The 22,553-nt window shown below is 72.2% G+C and carries 14 protein-coding genes; 8 read left to right on the forward strand and 6 right to left on the reverse strand.

The features are described 5' to 3' along the window. Nucleotides 1-8: 8 nt before the first annotated feature. The 6 genes from V6V47_RS15460 to V6V47_RS15485 all read left to right on the forward strand — a co-directional run bounded on the left by V6V47_RS15460 (nt 9) and on the right by V6V47_RS15485 (nt 16,531). The gene (locus tag V6V47_RS15460; RefSeq protein ID WP_334628902.1) at nt 9-5,480 is read left to right on the forward strand and encodes a type I polyketide synthase; all 5,472 of its coding nucleotides are present in this window, start codon (nt 9-11) and stop codon (nt 5,478-5,480) included. A gap of 23 nt (nt 5,481-5,503) precedes the next feature. Then, a complete protein-coding gene (locus V6V47_RS15465) occupies nt 5,504-6,457 on the forward strand; it encodes a TauD/TfdA family dioxygenase (protein WP_334628903.1) in 954 nt (317 codons plus the stop codon). Continuing rightward, complete coding sequence (locus tag V6V47_RS15470; RefSeq protein ID WP_334628904.1) at nt 6,457-6,645, forward strand: MbtH family protein; 189 nt, start codon at nt 6,457-6,459, stop codon at nt 6,643-6,645. Before V6V47_RS15465 ends, V6V47_RS15470 begins: the two co-directional genes overlap by 1 nt. After that, nucleotides 6,642-9,758 carry a non-ribosomal peptide synthetase gene (locus tag V6V47_RS15475; RefSeq protein WP_334628905.1) on the forward strand — a complete coding sequence of 1,039 codons (3,117 nt, stop codon included), beginning with the start codon at nt 6,642-6,644 and terminating at the stop codon, nt 9,756-9,758. Before V6V47_RS15470 ends, V6V47_RS15475 begins: the two co-directional genes overlap by 4 nt. Beyond that, nucleotides 9,755-15,262 carry a non-ribosomal peptide synthetase/MFS transporter gene (locus V6V47_RS15480; RefSeq protein WP_334628906.1) on the forward strand — a complete coding sequence of 1,836 codons (5,508 nt, stop codon included), beginning with the start codon at nt 9,755-9,757 and terminating at the stop codon, nt 15,260-15,262. Before V6V47_RS15475 ends, V6V47_RS15480 begins: the two co-directional genes overlap by 4 nt. 201 nt (nt 15,263-15,463) lie before the next feature. Next, a complete protein-coding gene (locus tag V6V47_RS15485) occupies nt 15,464-16,531 on the forward strand; it encodes an FUSC family protein (protein WP_334628907.1) in 1,068 nt (355 codons plus the stop codon). Nucleotides 16,532-16,554: 23 nt separating this feature from the next. Here the strand turns inward: V6V47_RS15485 and V6V47_RS15490 are convergent, their stop codons facing one another. From V6V47_RS15490 to V6V47_RS15510, 5 genes are all read right to left on the reverse strand, one after another. Then, nucleotides 16,555-16,950, reverse strand: a complete 396-nt coding sequence (locus V6V47_RS15490) for a DUF1349 domain-containing protein (protein ID WP_334628999.1) — start codon at nt 16,948-16,950, stop codon at nt 16,555-16,557. A 75-nt stretch (nt 16,951-17,025) separates the two neighbouring features. After that, nucleotides 17,026-17,628, reverse strand: coding sequence for a hypothetical protein (locus V6V47_RS15495; RefSeq protein WP_334628908.1), 603 nt, complete (start codon nt 17,626-17,628; stop codon nt 17,026-17,028). Between the two features lie 93 nt (nt 17,629-17,721). Then, nucleotides 17,722-18,117 (reverse strand): VOC family protein, encoded by a 396-nt coding sequence (locus V6V47_RS15500; protein ID WP_334628909.1) that lies wholly within the window; start codon nt 18,115-18,117, stop codon nt 17,722-17,724. A 207-nt stretch (nt 18,118-18,324) separates the two neighbouring features. Further along, on the reverse strand, nt 18,325-18,948 hold the full coding sequence (locus V6V47_RS15505) for a hypothetical protein (RefSeq protein ID WP_334628910.1): 624 nt from the start codon (nt 18,946-18,948) through the stop codon (nt 18,325-18,327). Between the two features lie 68 nt (nt 18,949-19,016). Continuing rightward, a complete protein-coding gene (locus tag V6V47_RS15510) occupies nt 19,017-19,517 on the reverse strand; it encodes a hypothetical protein (RefSeq protein ID WP_334628911.1) in 501 nt (166 codons plus the stop codon). Nucleotides 19,518-19,658: 141 nt separating this feature from the next. Here V6V47_RS15510 and V6V47_RS15515 point away from each other — a divergent pair, with 141 nt between their 5' ends. Then, nucleotides 19,659-20,093: a hypothetical protein gene (locus V6V47_RS15515; RefSeq protein WP_334628912.1), complete on the forward strand. Its 435-nt coding sequence runs from the start codon at nt 19,659-19,661 to the stop codon at nt 20,091-20,093. 42 nt (nt 20,094-20,135) lie between these two features. Here V6V47_RS15515 and V6V47_RS15520 read toward each other — a convergent pair whose 3' ends face one another. Beyond that, nucleotides 20,136-20,882, reverse strand: coding sequence for a MerR family transcriptional regulator (locus tag V6V47_RS15520; RefSeq protein ID WP_334628913.1), 747 nt, complete (start codon nt 20,880-20,882; stop codon nt 20,136-20,138). Nucleotides 20,883-20,936: 54 nt separating this feature from the next. Between V6V47_RS15520 and V6V47_RS15525 the strand changes: the two genes are divergently transcribed. Further along, nucleotides 20,937-22,526, forward strand: a complete 1,590-nt coding sequence (locus tag V6V47_RS15525; protein WP_334628914.1) for a DUF6194 family protein — start codon at nt 20,937-20,939, stop codon at nt 22,524-22,526. The last annotated feature ends 27 nt before the right edge of the window (nt 22,527-22,553 follow it).

Consider the following 22,553-nt stretch of genomic DNA (forward strand, 5'->3'; position numbering starts at 1 on the left):
ACAGCCTGATGAGCAACCCCATAGCAAACGACCAGTCCGACGACGTCACCGAGCTGTCCGACCAGGGCATCGAACCGATCGCGATCGTCGGCCTGGCCGCTCGCTTGCCCGGCGCCGCCGACGTCCACGAGTTCTGGCGCAACCTGGTCGACGGGGTGGAGTCCACCACCGAGCTGACCCGGGAGGAGCAACTCGCCCGGGGCGCGACACCCGCGGAGGTCGACGACCCGGGCTGGGTCAACCGCGCCCCGCTGGTCGACGGCTACGACGAGTTCGACGCCACGCTGTTCGGGATGACCGCCCGGGAGGCGGAGCTGACCGACCCGCAGCACCGGCTGTTCCTGGAGTCCTGTCACACCGCGCTCGAGGACGCCGGCTACGACCCGGCCCGCTACGACGGCGCGGTCGGCGTGTACGCCGGCACCGGCGGCAACGCTTACCTCAACCGCTACGTGCTGCGTAACCAGCGGGTGGGCGGCAACCCGCACGGCGCGGTCTCCATCGCCACCGGCAACTCGCCGAACTACGTGGCCACCAACGTGTCGTACCGGTTGGACCTGCGCGGGCCGAGCCTGACCGTGCACACCGCCTGCTCCACCTCGCTGGTCGCGTTCCACCTGGCCTGCGAGGCGCTGCGCAACGGTGAGTGCGACATGGCGCTGGCCGGCGGCGTCAACATCGAGCTGCCGCACGTCGGCTACCTCGGCATGGAGGGCTTCACCTCGCCCGATGGCCGGTGCCGCCCGTTCGACGCGGCCGCCAACGGCACCGTGTGGGGCAGTGGCGTCGGGGTGACCCTGCTCAAGCGACTCTCCGACGCGATCGCCGACGGCGACCACATCCGTGCCGTGGTCCGCGGCAACGCCATCAACAACGACGGTGCCGGCAAGGTCGGCTTCACGGCGCCCAGCGTCGACGGGCAGATGGCGGCGATCGCCCAGGCCGTCGACATGGCCGACATCGACCCGCGCACCATCAGCTACGTCGAGGCGCACGGCACCGGCACCGCGATGGGCGACCCGATCGAGGTGGCGGCGCTCTCCGCGGTCTACACCCGGGACACCGACGAGCGGGGCTGGTGCGGCATCGGCTCGGTGAAGTCGAACATCGGTCACCTCAGCCAACCTTCGGGCATCGTCAGCGTGATCAAGACGGTGCTCGCCATGGAGCACGGCCTGATCCCGCCGACGATCAACTTCGAGACGCCGAACCCGGCGGTCGAGTTCGCCGACACCCCGTTCTACGTGGCGAACACCCTCACCAAGTGGGACACCGACGGCGGGCCGCGCCGGGCCGGGGTCAGCTCGTTCGGCATCGGCGGCACGAACGCGCACGTATTGCTCGAGGAGGCGCCGGCGGCGTACCGCAGCGACCGCCGGGTGCCCCCGGCGCACCTGCTCCAGGTCAGCGCGGCCACCCCGAGCGCCCTGGACGCCGCGGTGCAGCGCCTCGCCGCGCACCTCGACGGCACCGCCGACGCCGGGCCCGCGTACCTCGCCGACGTCGCGCACACCCTGCTCGTCGGCCGCCGCCCGCACCCGCACCGCCGAACGGTGGTCGCGTCGGATCTCCCCGCCGCCGTGGCCGCCCTCCGCGCGCCCAAACGCGGGCCGCAACCATCGACCGGCGGTCCCGCCCCGAGCGTCGCCTTCCTGTTCTCCGGCCAGGGTTCCCAGTACGCCGGGATGGGCGCGCAGCTCTACGCCGAGCAGCCCCGCTTCGCGGCGGTCGTCGACGAGTGCGCCGACCTGCTCCTCCCGGACCTGGGCCTGGACCTGCGTGACCTGATCCTCGGTCGTGATCCGGCGGCGGGGGAGAAGCTCACCGAGACCCGCTACACCCAGCCGGCGCTGTTCACCGTCGAGTACGCCCTCGCCGCGCTCTGGCAGGCCACCGGCGTACGCCCGGCCGCGATGATCGGGCACTCCATCGGCGAGTACGTCGCGGCCACCGTGGCCGGGGTGCTGAGCCTGCCGGACGCGCTGCGGGTGGTCGCCGCCCGGGGCCGGCTGATGCAGTCGCTGCCCGCCGGGTCGATGCTCGCCGTCTCGCTGGACGAGTCGGCGGTCGCCGACCTGCTTCCCGACGGGCTCTCGGTGGCCACGGTCAACGGTCCGGGGACCTGCGTGGTGGCCGGCGAGACCGCCGCCGTCGAGGCGTTCGCCACGACGCTGACGGCCAAGTCCAAGATGCTGCGCACCTCGCACGCGTTCCACTCGCCGATGATGGAGCCGATCCTCGCCGAGTTCACCGCGCTGATGGGCACGGTGTCGCTGCGCCCACCGACGGTGCCGTTCCTCTCCAACGTCACCGGCACCTGGATCACCGCCGACCAGGCCACCGACCCGGCGTACTGGGCGGCGCACCTGCGCCAGCCGGTCCGCTTCGGCGACTGCGTGGCCACCCTGCTCGCGGCGGGCACCTGGCAGCTGATCGAGTGCGGCCCCGGCCGCCAACTGGCCAGCCTGGCCCGGATGCAGGTCGCCAAGGCCGCGCCGGAGCAACGCCCGCTCATCCCGCTGGGCAGCCTGCCCGCCGCCGGGGAGGCCACCGGCGACCTGGCCACCCTGCTCGGCACCGCCGGCGCCCTCTGGTGCGCCGGGCTGCCCGTACGGTTCGCCGTGGACCCGGCGGCGCGGCGGGTGCCGCTGCCCAGCTACCCCTTCGAGCGGCGTCGCTACTGGATCGACCCGGACCCGGAGCAGCAGGTCGCCGCCGCCGCGGTGGACGCCGGGCCGCGACCGCTGCCCGAGTGGTTCGGGGTGCCGGTCTGGCGGCAGGCCGCGCCTCAGCCGCCGACCGGGTCGCTGGGCCGCTGCCTGGTGCTGACCGCGGGCCCGCGCGGCGACGCGCTGGTCGCCGGCCTGCGGGCCGCCGGCGCCGACCCGGTGCCGGTACGCCCCGGCGATGCCTTCACCGCCGACGGCGGCTACCGGCTGCGCCCCGGGGTGCGCTCGGATCATGACGCGCTGGTCGCCGCGCTCACCGCCGACGGTGGCCTGCCGACTCGGCTGGTGCACGCGTTCACGCTGGACGGTGCGCCGACCGGCACCGACATCGCGGCCACCTGGGCGGCCCAGGAGCTGGGCTTCTTCAGCGCCCTGCACCTGGTGCAGGCGCTCGCCGGCGCCGGCCTGACCGGCGAGGACGGCGACGTCGCCCTGGATCTGGTGACCGCCGGCACCGGCGACGTGCGCGGCGACGACCTGCGCCGCCCGGAGCACGCCACCCTCGCCGGGCTGGCCCGGGTGCTCCCGGCCGAGCTACCCGGGCTGGCCGTCCGGCTGGTCGACGCGGACCCGGCCGACGACGACGTGACCGCTCTGGTCGCCGAGCTGCGCCGCCCCCGGGAGCCGGAGGTCGCCCTGCGCGGCGGCCGCCGGTGGGTGGCCGACGTCGAGCAGGTGACGCTCGACGCCGAGGGGGAGCCGGGCGCGCTGCGCGACGGCGGCCGGTATCTGATCACCGGTGGGCTCGGCGGCATCGGCATCACCCTGGCCGAGGACTTCGCCACCCGCGCCCGGGCGAAGCTGGTGCTGCTGGCCCGCTCCGGGCTGCCGGAGCGCGAGCGGTGGGACGACCACCTCGCGGTGCACGGCGACGACCGGGCCGGTCGGGCCATCGCGGCGATCCGCCGGATGGAGGCTGCGGGCGCCGAGGTGCTGGTGCTCGCCGCGGACGTCACCGACCCCGCCGACCTGCGCCGGGTGCGCGACGCCGCGCAGGCCGCGTACGGCGGCATCGACGGCATCGTGCACGCGGCCGGTCTGCCCGGCGGTGGGATGCTCGAGGTCAAGGAGAGGGCCGACGCCGAGCGGGTGCTCGCGCCGAAGCTCGCCGGCACGCTCGCCCTGGCCCAGGTCTTCGGTGACCTGCCGCTGGATTTCGTGGTGCTCTGCTCCTCCATCACCGCGGTGGTCGGCGGCTTCGGGCAGGTCGACTACTGCGCCGCGAACGCGTTCCTGGACGCCCACGCCCGTTCGGGCGGAGGCTGGCGGGCCCCGGTGCTGTCGCAGAACTGGGGCGGCTGGGCCGAGGTGGGCATGGCCGTGGAGACCGCCGTGCCGGCCGGGTTCCGGGCTGCCGGCCGTGACACGGTGACCAGCACGGTCGACCACCCGGTGCTCACCACGAAGGTCACCGGGCCGACGGAGACGGTGCTGCACGGCCTGGTCTCGGCCAGCACGCACTGGCTGCTCGACGAGCACCGGATCGCCGGCGTACCGGTCGTACCGGGCACCGCCCACCTGGAGTCGGTACGGGCCGCGGTGGCCGCCGCACTGCCCGCGCGCGGGGGAGACGCGGCCGTGGAGCTGCGCGACGTGGTCTTCCTGGAGCCGTTCGCGGTGCCCGACGGCACCATCGCCCAGTACCGGGTGGAGCTGACGCCGGCCGACGACGGCGGCACCGACTTCGCCGTCCGGAGCCTGGCCGGCGGTCTCCTGCGCACCCACGTGCGAGGTGGAGCCGGCTGGACCGACGAGCCGACCCCACCGGCGAGCCCGGCGGAACCGGCCGGCCGGCGGGTGGACGACGACGCGTCGTTCGGCCGGGGCCGCACCAGCATGCTCACCTTCGGGCCGCGCTGGGCCGCGCTGAACGAGCACCACCTCGCCGACGACACCGAGGTCGCGGTGATCGAGGCCCCTGCCGCGGCGATCGGTGACCTGCCCGCCTGGGGCCTGCACCCCGCGCTGCTGGACGTGGCGACCGCGTTCGGCCGGGGCCAGGGCAGCGGTGCCTACCTGCCGCTGTCCTACGGCCGGATCGTGGTACGCGGCTCGCTGCCGGCCCGGTTCACCAGCGAACTGCGACACCGGCCCGGTCACACCGACGAGGTGGTCGCCGCCGACCTGTCGCTGCGCGACCCGGACGGCCGGGAGTTGGTCGCGATCAGCGACTTCGTGCTGCGCAGGGTCGACCAGGGGGCGGTCACCGGTGGCCTCACGGAGACGTCCGCGGTGGATGCCCCGCCGTCGGCCTCGACCGAGGACATCCGGCCGGTGGACGGTGCCGAGGCGTTCCGCCGCAGCCTCACCGCCGGTCTCGGCGCCCAGGTCGTCATCGCCACCCGGACGGTGGCCGACATCCGGCACCGGGCCGGTCGGGTCACCGCCGACGACCTCGCCGGCGACGACGCGGCCACCGGCTCGGCCCGGTCCGGTGTCGGGGACGGCAGCGCCGCGCCGGGCACCGAGCTCGAAAAGATCATCGCCGGGGTGTGGGAGGACGGGCTCGGGGTGACCCAGGTCGGCGTCGACGACGACTTCTTCGCCCTGGGCGGCAATTCCCTGGTCGCGGTGCAGCTCATCGCGGCGATGCGCAAGGCGACCGGCGTGCGGCTGCCGATGCGCAGCCTCTTCGAGACCCCCACCGTGGCTGGGCTGGCCGCCCGGATCGAGGAGCTGCGAGCCGCCAGCACCGACGAGCCGGCCGCCCCGGCGACGACCACCGCCATTCCGCGACTGCCCCGCGCGTAACGACACATCAGGAGTAGAGAGCAATGAGCGACACGATCGCCACGCTGCCCGTGGTCGTCGAATCCGACGGCCGGGCGCTGACCGAGCTGATCACCGATCGACGCGCCGAGCTGCGGGCCACGCTGGCCGACCAGGGTGGGTTGCTGTTCCGCGGCTTCGACGTGGGCGGGGTGGACGGCTTCGACCAGGTGGTCCGGGCGTTGTCCGGGGAACCACTGACCTACACCGAGCGGTCCTCGCCGCGGCACGCCATCAAGGGCCGGGTGTACACCTCGACCGACTACCCGCCGGACGAGGAGATCTTCCTGCACAACGAGAACTCGTACCAGGCGCGGTGGCCGTTGACCCTGTTCTTCTACTGCATCACCGCGCCGCAGACGTTGGGCGCCACCCCGTTGGCCGACATCCGTCAGGTCTACCGGGAGATCGACCCGGCGGTACGCGAGGAGTTCGTCCGCCGGCGCTGGATGCTGATGCGCAACTTCCACGAGGACTTCGGCACCACCTGGCAGCACGTGTTCGGCACCGAGGACCGTGCCGAGGTGCAGGCGTACGCGGCGGCCAACCGGATCACCCTGGAGTGGGTGGGCCGGGACGGGCTGCGTACCCGCGCGGTACGCGACGCGGTGCACCACCGCCCCGGCTCGGACGTTCCCCGCTGGTTCAACCACGCCACCTTCTTCCACGTGAGCAGCCTGGCGAAGGACCTCCAGGAGGGCCTGCTGGACATGTTCGGCGCGGACGGGCTGCCGTCGAACACCTACTACGGCGACGGCGGCGAGATCCCCACTGACGTCCTGGACCACCTGCGGGCCGCCTACCGGGCCGCGAGCGTCCGCTTCGACTACCAGCGCGACGACGTGCTGGTGGTCGACAACATGACCGCCGCCCACGGGCGGGAACCGTTCACCGGCCCCCGCAAGATCGCCGTGGCGATGGCCGAGCCGCACACCCCTGACACCAACGGAGAGCAGTGATGGCCGAGCCCCGATTCCTGGTCGTACGCAACGACGAGGAGCAGTACTCGATCTGGTCGGCCGAGCGGGATCTCCCGGCGGGGTGGCACGACGCCGGCTTCGCCGGCACCCGCGACGAGTGCCTGGCCCACATCGACACCGTCTGGACCGACATGCGCCCCCGCTCCGTACGCGAGGGAGCGTCATGAGCAAGGAGTGGACCTTCCCGGCCTCCCTCGCCCAGGAACGGGTGTGGACGGCCAACCAGCTCGACCTGGGATCGCCGGTCTACAACGTCTCGGCGCCGTGGCGGTTCCCGGTCGGCGTCACCGCCGCACAGGCCACCGAGGTGTTCGGCCAGGTGGTCGCCCGGCACGAGTCGCTGCGAACGTACCTGCGGATCGTCGACGGCGCGCTGGTGCAGGTGGTCCGGGCCGTCGAGCCGCTGGAGCTGGCGGAGCTGGACCTGAGCGGCCTGCCCGCCGACGAGCAGGGGGCGCGCTACGACGAGACCCTGGCCGAGCTGGCGCGTACCCCGATCCCGCTGGACACCCCGCCGCCGTGGCGGGCCCGGCTGGTCCGGTTCGCCGCCGACCGGGTGGGGTTGCAGTTCGTGGTGCACCACGCGGTCTTCGACAGCCACTCCGCGGTGCTCTTCGACGCCGAGCTGGCCGCGTTCACCCGGGCCGCGCTGACCGGCGCGCCCGCCGACGTGCCCGAGCTGCCCATCCAGTACGCCGACTTCGCCGTCTGGCAGCGCGACCAGCTCACCGACGCCGAGTTGGACCGGCAGCTCGCCTTCTGGCGCGCCCACCTGGCCGGCGCCCCGGCGGTGACCGGCCTGCCGCTGGACCGGCCGCGCCCCGCCCAGCTCGGCTTCGCCGGCGACGAGGTGCGGTTCGACCTCCCCGACGGGCTGCTGGAGCGGGTCGGGCGGCTCGCCTCCGGCACCTCGACCACCCCGTACATGGTGCTGCTGGCGGCCTTCGCGGCGCTGCTCTCCCGGATCTCCGGTGACTCCGAGGTGGTGGTGGGCGTCTCCACCGCCGGTCGGGACACCGCGGAGCTGATGCCACTGATCGGCATGTTCGTCAACCCGGTGGCCCTGCGCTGCGACCTCACCGGTGACCCGAGCGTCACCGAGGTGCTCGGTCGGGTCCGTACCGGCCTGGTGGACGCGATGGAGCACGGGCAGACCCCGTTCCAGCGGATCGTCGAGGCGGTCGCCCCGCAGCGCGACCCGTCGGTGCAGCCGGTGTTCCAGACCGCGCTGAACCTGATCCCGGACTCCGGCCTGGACCCGGTGCCGCTGGGCACCACCAAGGACGACCTGGCCTTCGACATCACCGGCGGCACCAGCCGGCTGGTCTACCGCACCGACCTGTTCGACCGGGCCACCGCGGAGACGGTCGTCGCCCGTTACCTGCGGCTGCTCACCGCCGCCGTGGCCGACCCGGGGACGCGTCTGTCGGCGCTGCCGCTGCTCGACGACGCCGAGCGTGACCTGCTGCGCGCCTGGACCGACACCGGGCACGCGGTGGCCCCGACCACGCTGGTGGCCGACGTGGAGCGGCAGGTCGCCGCCACCCCCGCCGCGATCGCGCTGGTCTGCGACGGGGTGGAGCTGAGCTACGCCGAGCTGAGCGCTCGGGCCAACCGACTGGCCCGGCTGCTGGTCGAGCGCGGTGCCGGCCCGGAGACCCGGGTCGCGCTGCTGCTGCCCCGCTCGGTGGAGCTGCTGGTGGCCATCCTCGCGGTGCTCAAGGCCGGTGCCGCGTACCTGCCGGTGGACACCGGCTACCCGGCGAACCGGATCAGCTACCTGCTGACCGACGCCGAGCCGACGCTCGTGCTGGCCACCCCGGAGACGGCCGCGCTGGCACCCGCCGACGCGCTGGTGCTGACCGACACGACCGCCGTCGACCTGGACTCGGCCGCCCTCACCGACGACGACCGCCGTACGCCCCTGCGCGCGGAGCACCCGGCGTACCTGCTCTACACCTCCGGCTCCACCGGGCGACCCAAGGGCGTGCTGGTCGAGCACCGCGCGGTCACCGCGTACCTGGCCTGGGCCCGGGACACCTACCCGGGGCTGGCCGGCACCGCGCTGCTGCACTCGCCGGTCTCGTTCGACCTGACCGTGACCGGCCTGCTCGGCCCGCTCACCGCCGGTGGCACGGTCCGGCTGGCCGGCATCGACACCCCGGCGGCGCGGGCCGGTGGTCCGCCGACCTTCCTCAAGGTCACCCCCAGCCACCTGCCGCTGCTCGACGACGCCCTGTCGCCCACCACGGACCTGGTGATCGGCGGGGAGGCGCTGACCGGCGAGCAACTGGCCGACTGGCGGGCGAGGCACCCCCAGGTCGCGGTGATCAACGAGTACGGCCCGACCGAGGCGACCGTCGGCTGTATCGCGGCCCGGATCGCTCCCGAGCAGCCAATCTCACCCGGGCCGGTGCCGATCGGCCGGTCCACCTGGGACACCCGGGTCCACCTGCTCGACGCCGCGCTGAACCCGGTGCCGCCGGGCGTGGTCGGCGAGCTGTTCATCGCCGGGGCGCAACTGGCCCGGGGCTACCTGGGCCGGCCGGGACTGACCGCCGAGCGCTTCCTGCCCTGCCCGTACGGGCCGCCGGGGGAGCGGATGTACCGCACCGGGGATCTCGCCCGCTGGCGGGCCGACGGGGCACTGGAGTACCTGGGCCGCCGGGACAACCAGGTCAAGATCCGGGGGATGCGGATCGAGCTGGGCGAGATCGAGTCGGTCCTGCGTGCCCGCCCGGATGTGACCGAGGCAGCGGTGGTGGTCCGCGACGAGAACGGCGACCCGACGCTGGTCGGCTACCTCGTCGGCGGGGTCGACGAGGCCGTGCTCGCCGCCAACCTGGCCCAGGAGCTGCCCGCACACCTGGTGCCGAGCGCGTTCGTCCGGTTGGACGCGCTGCCGCTGACGCCCAACGGCAAGCTGGACACCGCCGCGCTGCCGGCACCGGCAGCCGCCACCTCCGACGGCTTCCTCGCCCCGCGTACCGACGCCGAGGTGCTGGTCGCCGAGGTCTACGCCGAGATCCTGCAAATGGAGAAGGTCGGCGCGCTCGACGACTTCTTCGCCCTCGGCGGCAACTCGCTGCGCGGCATGCGGGCGATGGCCCGGATCCGCGCCGAGGTCGACGTGGAGCTGCCGATGCGGGCGCTGTTCAGCAGCCCGGTGGTGGCCGACCTGGCCGCCCAGATCGAACAGCGGATCGCCGCCGAGCTCGACGAGCTCTCCGAAACCGAGGTCGCCGCGCTGCTCGCGGCGGAGAAGGACACGCCCTTATGACCGACGTGAAGGACTCGGCCCGCGACGCCGCGCGGCAGGCGCTGATCGCCCAGCGGCTGCGCCGCCGGTCGGGCAGCACGCCCGCCGCACGGATCACGCCCCGCGCGCCGGACGCCGAAGTGCCGCTGTCGTACGCCCAGGAGCGGGTCTGGTTCATGGACCAGCTCGCTCCCGGCGAGGCGGCGTACCACATCGCGGTGCCCTTGCGGGTCCGTGGCCCGCTGGACGTCGCTGCCCTGCGCCGCGCGCTGGCCGACCTGACCCAGCGGCACGAGTCGCTGCGCACCCGGTTCCCGGCCGACTCGGACGGCCGGCCCACCGTGGTGCTCGACGACGTCGTCGAGGTGCCGCTGACCGTGGTGGACGCCGCCGACGAGGCCGCCGCCCAGGCGCTGGTCGACGAGGCGGCCGTCGAGCCGTTCGACCTGGCCAACGGGCCGCTGCTGCGGGCCCTGCTGATCCGGCTGGCGCCGACCGAGCACGTGCTCTTCCTCGGCCAGCACCACATCGTCGGTGACGGCTGGTCGGTGGACGTGCTGCTGCGTGACCTGATCGCCCGCTACCGCGACGGGGAGCTGCCCGCCCTGCCGGTGCAGTACGGCGACTTCGCGGTCTGGGAGGCACGGGAGCTGGCCGGGCCGGGCGCGCTGCGGCACGTGGACTGGTGGAAGGAGCGCCTCGCCGGGATCACCCCGCTGGAGCTGCCCCTGGACCTGCCGCGGCCGGCGACCCAGACCTACCGGGGTGACTTCGTCGAGTTCACCCTGGACGCCGCCGCCACCGAGGGGCTGGCCGCGCTGACCCGTGCCTACGGCGGCACGATGTTCATGACGCTGCTCGCCGCGTACCAGGTGTTCCTGGCCCGGCACGCCGGACAGGACGATTTCGCGGTGGGCGCGTCGGTGGCCGGCCGGTCCGCGCCGGAGCTGGAGAACGTCGTCGGCATGTTCATCAACATGCTGCCGCTGCGCGCCGAGCTGGCCGGCGATCCGACCTTCACCGAGCTGCTGGAGCGGACGCGCCGCGCGGTGCTGGACGGGCTGGAGCACGGCGAGGTGCCGTTCGCCCGGGTGGTGCACGAGCTGGGCCTGCCGCGTGACGTCAGCCGCTCACCGGTGTTCCAGGCGATGTTCGTGCTGCAGAACTACGAGATGGGCCGGTTCGAAGGGGTGGCCGAGGACGCCGGTGTCGGCTTCGAGTGGCATCCGATGGAGCTGCGTGCCACCCGCTTCGACTTCGAGCTGCACGCCGTCGAGACCGGCAACGGGCTCTGGGGCAAGCTGGTCTTCAACACCGACCTGTTCACCCGGGCCACCGTCGAACGGATGGCGGCCCGGCTCACCACGCTGCTGCGCGCCGTGGTCGCCACCCCGGACCTGCCGGTCTCCGCGCTCGATCTGCTCGCCCCCGCCGAGCGGGAGCTGCTGGCCGGGTGGAACGACACCGACGGCGACTTCCCGCAGCAGCAGACCCTGCACGCCCCGATCGAGGAGCGGGCCGCCCGTACGCCGGACGCGGTGGCGCTGCGGTTCGCCGGCCGCTCGGTGACGTACGCCGAGCTGAACGCGGCGGCGAACCGGATCGCGCACCGACTGCGCGCCGCCGGAGTGGGCCCGGAGACCCTGGTCGGGGTCTGCGCGGAACGGTCGGTGGAGCTGGTTTCGGGCCTGCTCGGCGTGCTCAAGGCCGGCGGCGCCTACCTGCCGCTGGACCCGGAGTATCCGGCGGACCGGCTGGCCTTCATGGTCACCGACGCCGCCGCGCCGGTGGTGCTGGTGCAGGAGCACCTGCGCGACGTGCTGCCGACGACGGACGCCACGGTGCTAGCCCTGGACGACGAGTCGGTCTGGGCCGACCAGCCGACGAGCGACCCGACCACGACGGCCGGTCCGGAGCACCTCGCGTACGTCATCTACACCTCCGGCTCCACCGGCCGGCCCAAGGGCGTGCCGAACACCCACCGGGGCATCGTCAACCGCCTCGACTGGATGCAGCGCACCTACCAGCTCGGCGCCGACGACGCGGTGTTGCAGAAGACCCCGGCCAGCTTCGACGTGTCGGTGTGGGAGTTCTTCTGGCCGCTGCGCGAGGGTGCCCGGCTGGTGCTGGCCGAGCCGGGCGGCCACAAGGACGCCGGCTACCTGCGCGACCTGCTGGTCACCGAGCGGGTCACCACCGCCCACTTCGTACCGTCGATGCTCACCGTCTTCCTCGCCGAGGACGGCGTCGAGGCGGCCACGGCGCTGCGCCGCGTGATCTGCTCCGGTGAGGAGCTGCCGCTCGCCGCGGCCCGGGACTTCACCGCCCGGCTGCCCGGCTGCGGCCTGCACAACCTGTACGGCCCGACCGAGGCGGCGATCGACGTCAGCTCCTGGGCGTGTGACCCGGTGCTGCTGGCGGAGGTGGCCAGCGTGCCGATCGGCGCGCCGATCAGCAACCTGCGACTGCACGTGCTCGATGCCCGGGGTAACCCGTGCCCGGTCGGCGTCGCTGGGGAGCTGCACATCGGTGGGGTCGGGCTGGCCCGCGGCTATCACCGCCGGGCGGCGCTGACCGCGGAGCGGTTCGTGCCGGATCCGTTCTCCGGCGAGGCGGGCGCCCGGCTGTACCGCACCGGTGACCTGGCCCGCTGGCAGGTCGCGCCCGGCGGTCGGCCCGGCGGCGTGCTCGAGTTCCTCGGCCGGATCGACCACCAGGTCAAGCTGCGCGGCCTGCGCATCGAGCTGGGTGAGATAGAGAGCGCGCTCCGCGCCCAGCCCGGGGTGACCGAGGCGGTGGTGCTGGTCCGCGAGGACACCCCCGGCGACAAGCGGCTCACCGGCTACCTGGTCGGCGCGGCCGAGCACGACGCGGTCAAGGTGGCGCTCAAGGAGACCCTCCCGGAGTACATGGTGCCGGCCGCGTTCGTCACCCTGGACGCCCTGCCGCTGACGCCGAACGGCAAGCTGGACCGTAAGGCGCTGCCCGCGCCGGTGGTCACCCGCGCCGCCTCGGTGGCGCTGGTCGAGCCGCGCGACGACACCGAACGGCTGCTCGCCGACATCTGGTCCGACGTGCTCGGCGTCGCCACCCTCGGCATCGACGACGACTTCTTCGACCTGGGTGGGCACTCGATGCTCGCCACGCAGGTGGTGGCCCGCATCCGCAAGGCCGAGCACGGTGGGCGGCCGGTCGGCGTGATGGACCTGTTCCAGCAGCGGACCATCCGCGATCTGGCCACCTTCATGTCCGGTGGTGGCGGCGACGGACCCCGTCGGCTGCTCTACGAGTTGACCAAGCCGATCCCGGCGGCGCAGCGGGTGATCACGTACGTCTGCGTGCCGTACGGCGGCGGCAGCGCGATCGTCTACCAGCCCCTCGCGGACGCGCTGCCGGCCGGGCACGCGCTCTGGTCGCTGGCCATCCCCGGGCACGACGTGGGGCTCACCGAGGACGCGCTGCCCTTCGACGAGCTGACCACCCTGGTCGCCGAGGAGATCATCGAGCGGGTCGAAGGCCCGCTCGCCCTCTATGGGCACTGCGGCGTGGGCAGCGCGATCGTCGCCGAGGTGGCCCGCAAGGTGGAGGCCGCCGGCCGGGAACTGACCGCGCTCTACATCGGCGCGATGTTCCCGTTCGCCCGGCCGAAGGGCCTGTTCGCGGCCGCGCGTACCCGGCTGGAGAAGCTGCGCAGCAACAAGCACTACGCGAGCTGGCTCAAGTCGATGGGTGTGGACACCAACGAGCTGGAGCCGGAGCAGGCGGACCGGATCATCAGCAACATGCGGGCCGACTCCCGGGCTTCTGAGGAGTACTTCACCGCGCTGCTCGACCAGGGCGCGGTGAAGCTGCGCGCCCCGATCATCTCGGTGGTCGGCTCGGAGGACCCGGTCACCGACTACCACATCGAGCGGTACGCCGAGTGGCAGTTCCTCAGTGACCGGTTGGCGCTGGTGGTGCTCGACCAGGCTGGGCACTTCTTCCTCAAGTACCGCGCGCAGGAGCTGGCCGAGATCGTCACCCGGGTGCACCCGGCGCTCCTCGTCGGTGACGTCGGCGAGCTGACCCCGCAGGCGCGCGGCGAGGACGCCGGCTGGGCCGTGGCCGACACCCGGGGCGTCGACGCCGTCGTCGTCCCGGAGAAGCCGGTGGTCCGGCCCAGCATGGCCCGCTTCGTGTCGGTCACCGCCGGGCAGCTCATCTCCAGCACCGGCTCGGCGCTGACCGCGTTCGCCCTGCCGATCTGGTTGTTCACCCGCACCGGCTCGGTGACCAACCTGGGTCTGCTCTGGGCGCTGGCGCTGATCTGCGGCGTGCTCGTGCTGCCCATCGCCGGGGCGATCACCGACCGGATCAGCCGTCGCAAGATCATGATGATCGCCAGTTGCAGCGCCGGCTCGGTCCAGCTCGTGCTGGCCGCGCTGCTCTGGACCGACAACCTGGCGCTCTGGCACATCTACGCCCTGGTGGCGCTGAGTCAGGTGGCCGGCTCGTTCCAACGGATCGCGTTCCAGTCGGCGGTGCCGCAGCTGGTGCCCAAGCGCTACCTGGGTCACGCGATGGGCATCACGCAGCTCTCCAACGGCTTCGCCATGCTGCTGATGCCGGTCTTCGCCGCCGGCCTGCTGGCCGCGATCGACCTCAAGGGCATCCTGCTGCTCGACGTGGCCAGTTATGTGGTCGCCGTGGTGACCCTCGCCGTGGTCCGCTTCCCCGACCTGCTCGGCTGGCGACCCCGGGAGCGGCTGCTGGTGGCGATCGCCAACGGCCTGCGCTACTCGTGGCGGCACCGCGGCTTCCGGCTGATGCTGGGCTACTTCGCGCTGGGCAACATCTTCCTGGCGCCCGCGCTGGTGCTCACCACCCCGTTGGTGCTCTCGTTCGGCAACGCGACGCAGGTCGCCCAGGTGGCTCTCGCCGAGGCGCTCGGCGCGGTCGCTGGCGGCGTACTCATGTCGCTCTGGGGTGGTCCGCGCAACCGGCGCATGATCGGCGTGCTGATCGGCAACCTCGGCACGGCGGTCGGCTGCGTCCTGGTCGGCCTGGACGCGTCCGTGGCGATGATCTGCGTCGGGGCGTTCTGGCTGGCCATGTCGATGACCACGGCACAGTCCATCTACGCCACGATCGTGCAGGTCAAGGTGCCGCAGCGCTACCACGGCCGGGTGTTCAGCCTCAACCAGACCATCTCCTGGTCGACGCTGCCCATCGGCTTCGCGCTGATCGCCCCGGCGGCCACCAACCTGTTCGAGCCGCTGCTCGCCTCCGACGGAGCCCTGGCCGGGTCGGTGGGCGCGGTGATCGGCACCGGTCCGGGTCGGGGCATCGGCTTCGCGTACGTCTGCTTCGGCGCGGCGCTGATCCTGATCACCCTGGGCGGTTTCGCGATCCGGCTGCTGCGCCGCTTCGACCTGGAGGTTGCGGACTCGCTACCGGACGACCTGATCGGCGCGCAGGAGCGCGAGCGTCGGCTGGCGGCCCGCGCCACCCAGCGCGAGGAGGAGCGGGTGCCGGTCGGCGTGTGACGACTGCGAAGGGGCCGCCGCGGTACCTGCGGCGGCCCCTTCTCGGCGATTGCCCGGACCTGCCGACCGGCGGCGTGGTACGAGTGCTCGGTGAACTCTGACGGCCGTCGCCAACCCGGCCTGAGCTGGGGCCGTGTGCGGGCGGCTGCCGCTCGGGTTCGCGGTCGCGGTCGCCGGGCGGGACGACTGCGACTGAGTCAGTTGGAAGCCGCCCTGGTGATCTCGGTGCAGGCGGGCCTCGCGGCGGCTCTGGCCTGGTCGATCGGTCACGACGTGCTGGGCAACCCCGCGCCGATCTTCGCTCCGTCCGCCGCAGTGGGCACGATCGTCGCCGCACTCGGCCAACGCGCCCACCGGACGGTCGAACTGCTGCTCGGAGTCGGCCTGGGCATCGCCACCACCGATCTCCTGCTGTCCGTCCTGGGCACCGGCTTCTGGCAGACCGGCTTCGTCGTCGGCTGCGCCATCCTCGCCACACTCGTGCTGTTCGGGCGCAGCGGCGCCGCCGTCGGCCAGGCTGGCGGGACGGCGGTGCTCCTCGCGGCCCTGACGCCGGCCCAGAAGGACCTGGAGTGGCCGCGCATCGTCGAGGCCATGGTCGGCGGCGTGGTGGGCCTCGTGGTGGTCGCGCTGCTGGTGCCGCTGAACCCGATGCGGATCCTCGACCGCGACGCGGCCCCGATCTACCACTGCCTCGCCGGTCAACTCCGGGAGGTGTCCGCGGCGCTGTCGACCGGCGATCAGCAGCGGGCGGTTCGCGCGTTGGACACACTCCGCGGCATGGGCCCCGACCTCGAGCGCATGCACCAGGCGCTCAGCGGCGCCGAGGAGGTGGTCAGTCTCGCGCCGGCGCGGTGGCTGCGCCGCCAGGACGTGGAGCGGTTCGCCCGCGCGAGCCAACACCTGGAACGCGTCATCGAACACAGCCGGGGAGTGGCCCGCCGGTCGGCGATCGCGCTGCAATATTCCGAGCCGATACCCCCCGACCTGCCCGCCAGCGTCGGACGATTCGCCGACGCGGTCGAGCTGCTCCGCCGCGAGCACCGCGCCGGGCGCCCCACCGAGAAGACCCGCCACGCGGTACGCGACGCCGTCTACCAGGCCGGTCGCGCCCGGGCCCAAGGGGTCGACGAGTTCGGCGACGCGGTGGTGACCCAGCTGCGTACCGCCGCCAGCGACCTGCTCCGCGCCACCGGCGACGACCCCACAACCGCGAACCAAGAGGTACGCGAGGCAGCCGAGCGCGGCGAGGGATCCATTGGCGGTTGAGTCATCGAGCCGGCGTCACACCGTCACCCGCCGGGGTGCGGCCGACCGACGACGGCGCGGCGGGGCGGGGCGGGCAGAGCGTTGATCAAGAGGTTTGCGTCATCAGGACGGCGGAGTCTGACCAAAACCTCTTGATCAACGAGGTGGGGCAGGGCGCGCGGCGGACGCGTTACTCGAGGTTGTCGCGGGGGGTTGGCGGGCCGATCCGGAAGTCGCGAAACGTCGCCTCCAGCCCGGCACGCGGCGGCCACGACGACCTCAGCGGTGAAGTCACCAGCCACCGGCTCGCCGAGGAAGTGTCCATTGTCGGTGGTCCAGCCATAGAACGTTTCCCGCCAGAAGTCCGTCCTCAATGAGGTGACCGCGCGGAGCACGCCATCCCTGATTGACCAGTCACTCGGCTCGTTGAACCACACCATGTTCTCCACCGCGGCGGGGAGCCTAACCACCTGCCGGTCCGCCCTATGAGCATCGAGCCACGGTGCGCGTCCAACTCACGGGGCGAGGGACGCCCGCCCGTCGTCCGGCTCGCGGTGCCAGATCCGCTGCCAGCGTTCGGCCGCCAGGATGCCGTGGTGGCGTGCGGCGGGGCCATCCGCGTGGACGCCACAGACCGGGCATCCTCTGCCCGGCAGGCGCCGTTCGGTGCCGCAGGCGAGGCAGTGCGTGTCGACGCTGACCCCGGCAGCGTGGCGATCGAAGACCGCCTGGACGACCGTGGCGAGCGGTGTGGTCGGGTGGTGCTCAGGCTCGGGGCAGTAGGCGATCTGGCACCAGCCCCACGAGTTCCAGGGCGGCGACGTCTGGGGGATTCGCCGCCCGGTCGCCTTCTCTCGACGCCGCTCGGCGGCGTACTCCTGCGCACGAGGCAGAACCACGTCGCGTACGGCCTGGAGCTCGTCGACGGCGCGGACAAGTGCGTCGAGGTCGTCGGTCAGGCGGCGTGGGATGCGGGCGGTGACGATCAGGTGGTGCCAGGTGGCACGGAATCCGTACGGAGCGCAGTGCAGCGTGCACTCCCGCAACGCGTGGAGCCTGCGCTGAGGAGAGCGCGTGCTGTCGTGGACGCGGCGTGCCTGCGCGGGGAAGCTGGTCACGGAACCAATCCTGCCCCGCGCTGACCACCGCACCCACTCCGATGTCGTGTTACCTATCGACCCTTGCAGAGGGGTGCGGCTGGCCAGCCGCGGCTAGTGCTGTGGTGCGAGGGTGCGTACGACGTCGAACTCGTTGCCCTCAGGGTCTGCCATGACCACCCAACTCCGGTCTGCTCCTTGGCCCACATCCGCCCTGGTGGCGCCGAGGCCGAGCAATCTGGTCACCTCGTCCTCGGTGCTGCCGTCGATCGGACTGACGTCGAGGTGAAGCCGGTTCTTCACGGCCTTCCCCTCGGGCACCTGGATGAACTGCAGGGTGGGCGACATCTGGCGGGCCCGGACCTTCTCGACGGTCGGCGTCCAGGAGCCGATCTCGACCCTGCCCTCGCCGCGGTCGATCACCGTGAAATCCAGGACCTCGCACCAGAAGGCCGCGAGCCTCTCCGGATCATGGCAGTCGATGACCAACTCAGTGAACCTGCTCGTCATGGCCCTCTCCTGGATGATCCGTACCGGGCTCTGGGTGCACGGAACGCCCGTCAGGTCCGAGATCTTCGATCTGCCGGTGGTGGCCCTCCGCAGAAGCCGTCGTCCTCGACGCCGTCGACGACCTGGTCCGTCCTTCACCTGGGCATACCCAGCCCCGAGCAGCTCCCCACGCTCGCGGCAGCGGGCCCTCCAGGTCGGCCAGGCCGGTCAGGCGGCCGGTTCGCTGGTGGGTGACCGGTGGCCTCCGTGGCTCGCGACCAGCGCGTCTGCCACGATTTCGGCGTCAGCGTCCGCGATGGCCGCTGGGTACTCCGGTAGCAGGTCGTCCCAGATGACCAGCCACGACCCGTACAGCTGGGCCTGACCTTCGGGTCGAGCGAAGAACCAGACGTGCAGATGGGCGGCACCGTCCCCGACGCGGTAGACGTGTGCCCGCGAGATGTGCGGCAGCGCCTGCACGTGGCGGACGATGCGAACGCTCAACAGCCCCAGTTCGGAGGCCAGCTCGTCCGGCAGATCGGCCATGTCGTAGTGATCGCGTGGGTACAGCATGAGCGCCAGCGGGACGCCCACCCCCGTGATCCGGGCGAGCCGCCAACGCTCGTTGAACCAGATGCCTTCGTCGCGGTCGCGGCAAGCGCTGCAGTCCGACGGGTCCTCGCCGTGCCGCGCGGGCTCCGGGAGCACCGGCTCGCGCAACGGTGCGACGCGCAGGCCGTCCGGGTCGAACGGACTGATGTCCCATCCCGTCATGTCCGCCAACGGGAGCCGGCGCTCGCCGTCCGCGACGGCGATGGCGTGGTCGTAGAACTCGTCCGGTCGCAAAGCCATGCGGCGAAGACTAGTACGACAAGATCCTTTAATCGATACCCCCGCTGGGGCTGCCCGGCTCGGATGCCTTACCGAGACGGATCCGGTGCTCCTTCCGGACCGCTCTCCGCTGATCGGCGGCAGTAGGAGACGGTCGCCACGACCAGCAACACGGCCCCCGCGAAGAAGTAGCTGTTGATCCCGATGCCGGCCCAGAACTCGCCCGTGGAAATGTCTTCGGCCCCCACGAAGCCGCCGCGACGGATGCCCGTGACCATCAGCAGATTCTCGGCCATCCCCGGGACACCCCGGAGGACGAGCAGCACGCTGCCGCACAACAGTGGCGTCAGGAGTAGCCACCGAGGGAGATGTCGAGCCCACGGAAGGACTGTGGCGAGCACGACGGCTGCCCCGACGGCCGATATGGAGATGAGCACGACGTTGAAGATGACGTACGCCCTCATGCTCCAAGGTCCGTCACCGGTCGGATCGTCGCCGGGGATGAACACCAGGATCACGTGGGACACCACGAAGAAGACCAACCAAGCGAGAGCGCCGTGCGCCCAGCGCGGACCTCTGAAAGCGGGCATACCAGCACCATCGCCAGGTCAGCTCGACGACGCCTCCCTCCCTCGGGTGGGTCTGCTCCCGCCCAAGAGTGAGGCACGGAGGTGTCAACGCACTCGGTTCGGCCATCCAGTCGCGCCGGTCCACGCACTAGCGTCCCTGCTGTGGCAGCGAGAGCAGCGGGAACGTTTCGGCGGACGCCGATCGAGCGATCAGACCAGCGCGTCGCCTGGGACCGCGCGGACCAGGCCTTCTTCGCTGCCGGAGCGTGTCACATCCTCGCCTGGGTTTGCCGCGACTCCCACCCGGAACGGCCGGTCGAGTTAGCGGCGGTGCGCTTCGCGGGCGAGCGGGAGGTGTTCCATGTCTACGCGGTGTGGGATGGCTGGGCATTCGACCACTCGGGCTGGAATCCCGAGCCCCAGTTGCTGGCGGTCAACAGAGACTTCGAGGGCCGACGACTGGAGCGGCTCGAGATCACCGACAGCCTCGCTGAGTTCTGTGCCAGAAACCACCACCGTATGCCGAACCAGTATTGGGATGACCCTCGTCCCCGTGCCCGCGAATACGTCAATCGACACATCCCGCCCTGGGCGTAGTAACGCCCGGTCAACGGCGGAAGCGGGGGCACGAGCGGCCGATCAGTGGGGCCGTACGGTGGGTCTGTGGCGGCCCGCGATGTATTCGGCGAGCCGGGCGGCGCCGGTGAGCATGGCTCGGCCTCGCGCGGTGAGCCGTTCCCGCCACTGGTGCAGCGAGGCTGCCAGCGGTTCGGCTCCACCAGCGTCGCGCACCCGACGCACAACGCCGGCGATGTGGCCGAGCTGGTACCCGCCTCGGCGTAGCAGATGGGCGAGTTCGGCGTCGCGGACGTCGTCTGCTGAGTAGACGCGGTGGCGGGTGGCCGCATCGCGCTCCGGCTGCAGAATCCCGACCCGCTCCCACTTGCGGAGGGTCGCGGGTGTTACACCGAGCCGGTGTGCCAGCACGCTGATCGGCACGGCCTTCCGGCTCTGCGGCTGTGGCTCCGTTCCGGCGGTGAGAAGCGCTACCACCTCCTCGACCGCGTCAAGGGTCTCTCGGTCGCGCTGTAGCAGGGCATGGCTGTGGTCGATGGCCCGCAACGCTGTGTCGATCTCGCCCCGGTTGACGGCACGCATGATCTCGCCGCTGGCCGCGTAGCCGTGGCCCGCGATCAGCGCGAGGTAGGCGTCGAGCGCCTTGGCGTGCACCTCGGTGAACCGGCGGTAGCCGTTCGCGCTCCGCTCGGCCGGCGGCAGGACGCCGTCGGATTCGTAGTTGCGCACGGCCTGCGTGGAAAGGCCGTGACGGCGCGCGAGGTCGACTGGTCGACGTACCCCTGGGTTTGAGGGTTTTGTGGCTGCCACGGCGCTCCATCGCTGGTGAGTCTCAACCGGTGGTTCAAGGATACGGTTGATGCAATGACGTCATTTCTCGATCTGCTTGCCGTACCGCCGACCCTGCTTGCGCTCGGTGAGCCGACGCATGGCGAGTCCGCCTTCCTCCAGATCCGCAACGAGGCCTTCATGTCGCTGGCCGAGCACGGCTATCGGTCGATCGCACTCGAGAGCGACCGGGTGGCAGGGCTGATTGCCGACGAGTTCGTCCGGGGCTCCACCACCGTGACGCTCGAACGTGCGCTCGCCGAAGGGTTCAGCCATGGGTTCGGCACCGCCCCGGCCAACCGCGACCTGCTGCTGCGGATGCGCGAGTGGAACGCTGGGCGGCCAGCTTCCGGGCACCTGACGTTCCACGGCTTCGACGCCCCGCTCGAAATGGACCACGCCCCGAGCCCATGGCGCTACCTCACCCGGGTCTGTGACTTTCTCGGCCTCGACCGATCAGCGGAGATCGACGACCTGATCGGGGATGAGGCCCGGTGGAGCGACACGGCCGCGATCTGGGAGCCCGGCAGGTCGATCGGGCGCTCGGCGGACGCGCAGCGCCTGCGGGTGATCGCCGACGACCTGCTGACCGAGCTGTACCTGCAGGCACCCCGACGGATTGAGGGCTGGCGGGAGGCGTTCGTACACGCCACGACCGCGGTCGCGGTGCTGCGCTACCACGCCGCGGCCGCAGCACCACTGGCGCGGGAGGAACGCTTCGCTCGCCTGGCCGGGGTCCGGGACGCGCTGATGGCCGAAAACCTGCTCGCGATCCGGTCGGCCGAGGCGCACCGCGGGCCCACGCTGGCCTTCGCGCACAACACGCACCTGCAGCTTCAGCCGAGCACGATCACGATGGCCGGGAAGGACATGTCGTGGGCCGGCGCCGGCACGATTCTCGCATCGCTGCTGAACGAACGGTACGCGGTGATCGTCGGCAGCGTCGGCGTGAGCCCTGCGCTCGGCATCGGGGCGCCCCCCACGTCGACCTACGAAGGCAGACTCCAGCAGGAGGCCATGCTGCCCCGGTACGTCCGCGCGTCCGAGATCCCACCTGCCGAGCAGAGAACACACGACTACCGCTACTTCCCGCTGGATCAGGTCACCATCGAACACGCTGACGCGGTGCTACACATCCCGACCGGTGTCGACATCGCCGTGCTCGCCGATCGGATTCTCGCGCTGCCCGGTGTCGAGCAACTCGTCGCGAGCGAGGACAACGGCTCACCCGAGGGTGCCTGGGGCGACCGGTTCTTCTACGTCGGCCCGGACCGCCGTCAGCCATTCGCCACCCTCGTCGAGCATGACGTGCCCGGCTTCGACGAGTCCTCCCAACTCGACCGCCCCGGCGTCTACCGCCTCAACCTCGACCTGGGCCGGATCGAGTTCGAGAGGCGGTTCGGTTTTCCACCCAAGGCGTTCGAGGAACACCGGCACGAGTTCGATTTCGCCCGGCTGGACACCCTCGTGCCGCATCCCGGATATGCGCTGTACGGCTTCGGCAGCATCGTCATGCCCGGCCCGCAGATGCTGCCCGAGGTCGACCGGCTGCTCGAGATCGCTCACGCCCGAGCAGTCGACCGCCACGAGCGCGCGGCGCGCCGGACGGCGGACCAGCAGGGCTGAGCCCTGGTGACCGGCACCAGCGCGACG

This window comes from Micromonospora sp. CPCC 205539 (assembly GCF_036906815.1).
GTDB lineage: Bacteria > Actinomycetota > Actinomycetes > Mycobacteriales > Micromonosporaceae > Micromonospora.